Here is a 2,654-nt window from a genome sequence, read left to right as displayed (position 1 = left end):
TTTTCGGGGTGTTCTGGGGGTTCTGAGGGTTCTGGGGGTGAAATCGACGGCGACCAGCGTGTCGGCGGTTGTTGTGTAAAGGGTTTCTGGTGCGTTTCTGGGGGTGTGTGGTGGCTTTTGGTGGACGTGGGGCATGCCGTCAACGGTCGTACGGCGGTGATCGTCCGGTCCAACACCTGTCCCGCGCTTATTCACGCGCCTGTGTTGTCAGTCCTTGTTACGTTCGCCGGATGCCCCGAGATCTCGACCCCCGCCTGCTCCGAGTCTTCCTCGCCGTAGCCGAGGAACTGCACTTCACTCGGGCCGCCGAGCGCCTGTTCGTAGCCCAGCAGGCGCTGAGCCGCGATGTGCGGCGCCTGGAACGGGAGTTGGGGGCCGACCTGTTCGCCCGTACGACACGCCAGGTGGCCCTGACGCCGGACGGTGAGCGTCTCCTCCCGTACGCCCGGCGGGTGTTGGACGCGCAGGAGGAACTGCGCGCCGCCTTCGGCCGGCCCCGCCCCCTGCTGGTCGACCTCAACTCGCCGGGGCTGCGGACCAATTCGCTGGTCCTGGAACGAGCGCGTCGACTCGCCCCGGACCACGAGCTGATGGCCCGCTTCGAGAGCGGACTGACCTGGGCCGCCGCCGAGATGATCGCGGGACGCCTGGACGCCTCGTTCGGCAGGTACGCGGGACTCGCCCCCTCGCTGCGGGCCCGGCTCGACCACCAGCTCGTCCGGTACGAGCCCATGGCCGTCCTCCTCCCCGAGGGTCACCGCCTGGCCTCCTGGGACGCGGTGCCGTTGGGAGAGCTGGCGGGGGAGGAGGTCTACGCGGGCGCCGGGAATCCCCGTACTCCTGAATGGACCGACCTCGCGCGGCAGTTGTTCGCGGGGCGGGGTGTGCGGGTCGCGCCGCCGGTTCCGATGGCCGTGGGGGAGGAGGAGTTCCGGCGTGTCATGGCCCGGTCCAGTTGGCCGGTGCTCGCCGTGGAGGGGTTTCCGGCCATGCCGGGAACGGTCCGCCGGCCGCTCGTCGAGCCCGTCCCGCTGTCCCCGGTGTCACTCGTGTGGCGAAAGGGGCTGGTCCATCCGATCTTGGCCGTACTGCGTCAATCTGCGCTCGAACTCGCGGTCGAGGAATCGTGGTTGGAGGTCCCGACCGATGGATGGATTCCAGCCATCGACATGGGCATGGCATCCGCATACAAATGACACATCGCGCACACGGCGCACATCCGCTGCGCTAGATTCGGCGCCCCGAGCACGGAGAGACATCGGGGGCGTGTGAACCGGGTGGGGGCCTGGTTGTACGACGTGTGCTCGGCAGTCGAACACGCGCCCACAACTGTTCCAGGGAGGGACCCGGAGCGATTCCGGGGTGCTCCCGTGGGGGGAAGTGCGCACGTGAAGAAATGGCCAGAAGAAGCCCAACCGGAGTGGCCCGACCCGGCATCGCCGACCCAAGGGGGCGCGGCGGTCGGGGGCGGGACCCAGAAGTTCCCCGACACGGCGGCGTCTCCGCGCTTCCCCGAGGCGGGGGCGTCTGCCGGTGAACGTCGCGAGATATCCGGGCAGGTGGGCGAGTCGCCCGCGCCGGGTTCGTCGGGCCTGTCGGCCGGCACCGGATGGGAGGGGTTCCCGGACGAGGTCCTCGGCAGCGGCCGACGGGCGCCGGACCCCTCGACGCGGGTGCCCGACTCGGCCGGGCTGGTGGAGTCGGCCGGGCTGGTGGAGTCGGCCTTCGGGGCCGCGCCGGTGGGGCGGGACCCCTGGGGGGAGAAGCCCGCGGTGATACCTGGGGGGTACGGGTCTCATAGGGGTACGCCCGGAAGTCGTACGGGTACGACGCCGGGCGGCGCCGGGGACGAGGGCGCGCCCGGGGACGCGAACGCCGGCGGCTGGCCGGTGGCTCCCAGGAGCCGCCGCACCGGGGACGGCGCATCGCGTCGGACGGGGGCCGACGGGGAGCTTCACCGTGGGGGTGGCTCTCCGGAGGGACGGGGTGTACGGGACGGCCTGGGCGCGGACGGCGGGGCCGGAGCCGGCACCGAGGACCATGACCCCGCCGAGGTGACCGTCCAGCTCGACCCCCTGCACGGCGGTGCCGGGTCCGACGGCGAGGCGTCCGAACGCCCCGTGTTCGTCGACGAGTCGGGCCGCCGCAGCCGTACCTTCCGGCGCCTCGGACTCGCCGTCGGCGTGGCCTGCGGCGCCTACGCGGTCGTCATCGTCGGCACCCTCCTCTCCGGCAACGCGGGCGCCCCCTGGCTCCCGCTCCCCGGACCCGGCGACGACAACAAACCCGCGAGCCAGGTCGAGGCGACCCGTACCCCCAGTACCTCGGAGCCAGGCGTGCCGGACGGCCTCTCCACCCCCGGCGGCACCTCGTCGGCGACCGCCTCCGGTACGACGACCAGGGCCCCCGGCGCGACGCCGGGGCCGTCCGCCTCAGGTACTACGGGTCCTACGCCCCGGCCGTCCTCCTCGGCGGCGGCCTCGCCGAGCGCCGGGGCGACCGGGCCGGCGACCGGGCCGGGGCCCGGGATCGGCAGCGGCAGCCCTTCGCCGGGCGGCAGCAGCCCGGCGGTGTCGTCCCCGCCGCCCTCCTCGGCGGCGCCCTCGCCGGATCCGTCGCCGGACGCGTCGGCTTCGCAGGGGGTCACCGAGAAG

General features: G+C 72.9%; 2 protein-coding genes. Both read left to right on the top strand.

Annotation, left to right across the window (positions count from 1 at the left end; genetic code table 11):
* The first annotated feature begins 230 nt into the window (after positions 1 to 230).
* The gene (locus tag AOK24_RS29445) at positions 231 to 1,196 is read left to right on the top strand and encodes a LysR family transcriptional regulator (protein ID WP_055723085.1); all 966 of its coding nucleotides are present in this window, start codon (positions 231 to 233) and stop codon (positions 1,194 to 1,196) included.
* Between the two features lie 192 nt (positions 1,197 to 1,388).
* Positions 1,389 to 2,654, top strand: a 1,266-nt coding sequence (locus tag AOK24_RS48750; RefSeq protein ID WP_159052025.1) for a hypothetical protein, incomplete at its 3' end; no start/stop codon positions are given.

The sequence above is a fragment of the Streptomyces niveiscabiei genome, assembly GCF_001419795.1.
In the GTDB taxonomy this organism is placed as follows: Bacteria; Actinomycetota; Actinomycetes; order Streptomycetales; family Streptomycetaceae; genus Streptomyces; species Streptomyces niveiscabiei.
This window is presented reverse-complemented; position numbering and strand designations above follow the sequence as displayed.

Coding starts and splice junctions, on each gene's coding strand:
- AOK24_RS29445 (WP_055723085.1), top strand. CDS start 231: ATGCCCCGAGATCTCGACCCCCGCCTGCTCCGAGTCTTCCTCGCCGTA.